This is a genomic window from Vibrio sp. zbq_1, from assembly GCF_043102935.1.
GTDB classification, from domain to species: domain Bacteria; phylum Pseudomonadota; class Gammaproteobacteria; order Enterobacterales; family Vibrionaceae; genus Vibrio; species Vibrio parahaemolyticus.
The window spans coordinates 1-4311 of sequence record NZ_JBICJH010000017.1 but is presented as its reverse complement, the minus strand read 5'-3'; the positions used below and the strand labels follow the sequence as shown (position 1 = coordinate 4311).

Below are 4311 nucleotides of genomic sequence, written 5' to 3'. Positions count from 1 at the left end.
GCATTTTCATCATGCGTTGGTTTAAGTGATTAAGGTGGTATGCGGGAGCTTCGGCATTGTGTTGCTCACACCTTTACAGGGCGTTATGCGTACTAATTAACAAGGAAAAATTAAATTTGAAAGGAAACTGTTTGTGTGGAGAGGTTTCGTTTGAGTTGTCAGGCGAATTGCCACCCATCTATCAATGCCATTGTCCTTTGTGTCGCAAGGTATCGGGTTCTTCATCAAATTCAGCGTTGATAGTTGAAGCATCAAATTTTAAGTGGCGTTCCGGCGAACATCAAATTAGGTCATTTTCTACGAGCTCAGGTTTTAAATCTGAGTTTTGCTGTCAATGCGGTAGCCCAGTACCGAATATCAGTTCAAGCGGTGATTCATATTGGGTGCCAGCTGGTCTGCTGTCCGAGCCCGTGGATACAAAAGTTTCTGCTCATGTTTATGTTGGCTCTCACGCTAGTTGGGACGTGGGTTTTATAAATGACGGTATACCGAAATTTGATACGATGCCAACTGAGAAAGATTGGTTAAAAATATGCAGGTAACGCACGCATAACAAAGCGTTCAAGAGGGATTCTCAACGCTTGGCAGTTTTGGTTCAAAGTTTAGCTTTTGTGATTATGGCACAATGGTTTGCGTCAGGTGGTGGCGTTGTTCACCCCTTAACGCGGCGTTATATGCCTCAAGGTAGTAATCAATCATGATCGGTAAAATCAACGTTATCAGTGTTTATTTCTCGTGGTTTTTTCTAGCGTTAACAATTATAGTTTTTGCTTTCGCTATGCTTAATTTCCATGGTAGTGAAAATGCAATTGTTGTTTGTTTTTCGGTGTACATATTTTTTGCATTTGTTCATCTTATTTTAGCGTGTTTTGTGCAGTGTCCCCACTGTAATAAATGCATAACTATTCAAGGTTTTAATGAGCCGCATCCAATGTCTGATGGGAGTTGGTCAAAAACTGTCATAAAGTGGTTTAGTGGTTATGTTCGCTGTATTCATTGTGGTAACGGTGTAAAAACGAACTGCATATAACAAACGCTTTAAGACGGATTCGCAACGCTCGGCGGTTTTGGTCTGAGTTAGCATTTGTGTTTACGGCTTAATTATTGAGTGTTGTGGTAGCGTTGCTCACCACTTAAGCGGGCGTTAGCAATATAATAGGAAACCGATATGTCAGGAATCACAGACCTAGACGAATTATTGCGTTCGATGAGTCCAAAACTAATGGAATCAAAGTTCGTATTTTGTACAGTTTCTGGTGTGCTAGCAGACTATGTTGACCTAAATCCAGTTGCCACGCTTATTGAATCTGAGGGTTTAACTTTGGTTCTAGAGAAATCAGCGGTAGAAAAGGCAGGTTTGTCGTTTAATGGTACATATAGTCAAATAACTCTGACGGTGCACTCCAGTTTGGAAGCTGTAGGTCTTACAGCAGCAGTGGCTAGCAAGTTAGCATCAAAGGGTATTAGTGCTAATGTCATTGCAGCTTATTATCACGACCATATCTTTGTTCAAAGTGGTAAAGCTGAAGCGGCAGTTTCTGTATTAGAAGAGTTCAGTGCATAGGGTTAAGCCATATTGCTAACAAAGCATTTAAGACGGATTCCCAACGCTCGGCATTTTTGGTTTACTTTGAATTTAGTGTTTACGGTACAATACTTTAAGTGCAGTGGTCTGCGTTGCTCACCACTTAATGCGGCGTTAGTTTGCAAGAGGAAAAACGCAGCTATATCGCAAGATCTAGTGGTAAAAGTTCAAAGACAAAGTTGTGGTTTTGGATATCAAATTCAGTGTTAACGACCTCGGTTAAAATCCAAAATTGGAATCTTTTCAAGGGTTGATTTGTTCTTTGGTGTTGCGACTTTTGGGTTCACTGAGTCGAACTTTTTTGCTGAAAATCTACTCGTTGAGTTTGTTGGTACAAAAACCGATTTACTCGCTGAAATGATGTTTTCTCTGGTGTCGTAAGTTCTCGTGGTTTCAGTGACTTTGTTGAAAGTCCGCACTGTGAGATTGGTTTTCTAAAAGCGCTTTTTGGTGTTGTGAGTCCGTTTTCTGCGGCGTTGTTTGCTCCAAGTAGTTTCATTGAGTAGCCGCTTTGAGACTAAGCCTGACTTAAATGCATCAATGTGCGTATGGTTTGTTGTTTGCAAAGTTTAAAATAACGTAAAATCAACGCTTTGGGTTTGCAAACTAACAAACTGCTCAAGAGGGATTCACAACGCGTGGCATTTTTACTATGCGTTGATTTTAGTAATTAAGGTGGTATGCGGCGGCATCGGTATTGCGTTGCTCACCCCTTAGCAGGGCGTTAGGCAATTAATCGAGAACTTTAACTATGGTTGAAATACTAGAGCAAATTAAAAATAATCATCCCGATACGATCTGGATTGATGGTAAAGATGGTTCTGGAAAAAGCTACTTAGCTAAACAACTTGGTGAACAGCTAGAAATTCCGGTTCTTAGTGTTGATGATTTCCTTGTTCGTCAACAAGGCTTCTATGTTTCGAGTGTGAAATTTGACCAATTACGCGACACTATTAATCAATCAAGTAAGCCAGTCATCATCGAGGGGGTCTGCTTACTAAAAGTAAGAGAAAACCTTGGTATTGAAGGCGGATTGGATATTTATGTAAAAAGAATGAGTCCGATGGGTTATTGGGCTGACGCGGATGAATGCGACCTTAAGGTGGCACCCGACGAGTTTATTCAAAGCCAACTAGAGACTCTAGAGCGTGCTGCAACCATCGACTTTATGGGGATTGAAAGCAGTGGCGAGCCAATTGAATTTCCACCGTTAGCTAGAGAATTAATTGAGTACCACTATTCGTATCAACCGCACAAAAAATCCGATATTACTTATTGCCGGATCGATGAATAAATTGCCTAACAAACTGTTTAAGAGTGATTCGCAACGCGTGGCATTTTTACTATGCGTTGGTTTTGGTGTTTAAGGTGGTATGCAGAGGCTTCGGTATTGCGTTGCTCACACCTTAACAGGGCGTTATGTGAATGGAGCTAATCTTGAAAATATCACTCGTAAAAAGTGGTGGAATTGAGGCGTATGAAGCTTCAATTAATGCACATCTAAACTCAGTTTTTGCTCAAGATTCTGCAGTCAATTTTAACCACGAATTAGTTTGTGCAGTTCTCATTGAGGACGACAGTCAGATTGTTGCTACCGGCTTTGCTTATAGCCGGTTAATGTCGCAGGGCTCTGTCAACTTCAAAGCGGGCATAGTTGGCGGTATAGCAGTTGCACCAAATAAGCGTGGTTTGGGTTTGGCCAAACTTGTCGTAAAAGAACTGGATAAATACTTGGTGTCTTTTGGTGTAACTCATTCTTTTCTTTTCGCTTATGAGCCAGATGTATATCGAAGTTCAGGGTATTCAGAGTTAATTTGTCCTATTCATTACTACGATATACAGCAGAAAAATTGGAACGAGTTTGTCTACCGTGGAGGCATGGTTAAGACTTACAATGTTGGTGACGCTCTAAGCAATCAAGTCATTGAGTTTAATGGTTGTGTATATTGAGCGTACTGGAAAAATTCACATAACAAGGCGTTCAAGAGGGATTCATGCCGCGTGGCATTTTTGGTATGCGGTGAGTTTTGGTGGTGAAAGTGGTCTGCGGAAAGCTGGTTTATGCGGCATTCACCCCTTAACGCAGCGTTAGCCGTCAAGGAGTAATAATTGAGTAGTATATTCGCGTTTAAGTGTTCTTCCTGTGAGGAGATTCATGAGGGCTCGCCCAGTTTTGGATTCAGAGCGCCTGATCCTTACCTCGAGCAGCCAGAAGAAGTACAAAATGAAGGTAAGCTAGGCTCAGACTTGTGCTACTACAAAGATGAAGATGGTTACCATTACTTTATCAGAGTAATCTTTGAAATACCGATTATTGGAGTAGAAGACCCTTTTATGTGGGGTGTTTGGGTGTCTCTCAGTGAGTCTAGCTATAACCATTACGTAGAAACGTATGAACAACCAGATATCAACCGAACCTACTTTGGGTGGTTGTGCAATTATTTACCTTACTATGAGACTACGTATGCTTTGGCCACTGATGTACATCCACGACTAGATGGTGCTCGTCCCTTTATCGTACTTCATGAAACTGACCATGAATTACATGAAGATTTTATGAAAGGTATTGAAATAAGCAAAGCTCAGAAAATCGCTGAACTTTGCATGCACGGCTAACAATCAATTTAAGAGTGATTCCCCACGCTCGGCATTTTTGGTTTGGGTTTAGTTAAGTGTTTACGCTGTCCAAATTGAGTGTAGTGGTAGCGTGGCTCACACCTTAATTG

5 protein-coding genes are annotated in these 4311 nt (G+C 41.2%); all 5 read left to right on the top strand.

Annotation, left to right across the window (positions count from 1 at the left end):
• The first annotated feature begins 56 nt into the window (after positions 1–56).
• The gene (locus ACF8CV_RS10610) at positions 57–542 is read left to right on the top strand and encodes a GFA family protein (protein WP_392417332.1); all 486 of its coding nucleotides are present in this window, start codon (positions 57–59) and stop codon (positions 540–542) included.
• A 626-nt stretch (positions 543–1168) separates the two neighbouring features.
• On the top strand, positions 1169–1564 hold the full coding sequence (locus tag ACF8CV_RS10605) for an ACT domain-containing protein (RefSeq protein ID WP_138937966.1): 396 nt from the start codon (positions 1169–1171) through the stop codon (positions 1562–1564).
• A gap of 772 nt (positions 1565–2336) precedes the next feature.
• Positions 2337–2879 (top strand): hypothetical protein, encoded by a 543-nt coding sequence (locus ACF8CV_RS10600; RefSeq protein ID WP_138937967.1) that lies wholly within the window; start codon positions 2337–2339, stop codon positions 2877–2879.
• A 143-nt stretch (positions 2880–3022) separates the two neighbouring features.
• A complete protein-coding gene (locus ACF8CV_RS10595) occupies positions 3023–3535 on the top strand; it encodes a GNAT family N-acetyltransferase (RefSeq protein ID WP_138937968.1) in 513 nt (170 codons plus the stop codon).
• 159 nt (positions 3536–3694) lie between these two features.
• Entirely contained in the window at positions 3695–4201 is a 507-nt protein-coding gene (locus tag ACF8CV_RS10590) for a DUF2199 domain-containing protein (protein WP_138937970.1), read from the top strand.
• Positions 4202–4311 lie beyond the last annotated feature (110 nt).